This is a genomic window from Vibrio sp. 10N.222.46.A1 (genome assembly GCF_041473595.1).
Taxonomy (GTDB): domain Bacteria; phylum Pseudomonadota; class Gammaproteobacteria; order Enterobacterales; family Vibrionaceae; genus Vibrio; species Vibrio tasmaniensis_A.
Genome location: NZ_JBFRSN010001837.1, coordinates 1 through 214 on the forward strand (window position 1 = coordinate 1; position 214 = coordinate 214).

The 214-nt window shown below is 43.9% G+C and carries 1 protein-coding gene; it reads left to right on the forward strand.

Annotated elements, in window-relative coordinates:
* A partial coding sequence (locus AB4496_RS29545; protein ID WP_372133701.1) for a GMC oxidoreductase occupies nucleotides 1-214 on the forward strand: 214 nt, incomplete at both ends.

Below are 214 nucleotides of genomic sequence, written 5' to 3' on the forward strand. Positions count from 1 at the left end.
ACTCAGTATCACCCAGTTGGGACCTGTAAAATGGGCCCTAACAGTGATTCATTAGCCGTGGTGGATAACGATCTTAAAGTCTATGGGTTGAATAACTTGAGAGTCATTGATGCTTCTGTGATGCCGACATTGATTGGGGCAAACACCAACGCGCCAACCATTATGATTGCTGAAAAAGTCGCAGATCAAATCAAAGAGGAATACGGGCTAGATA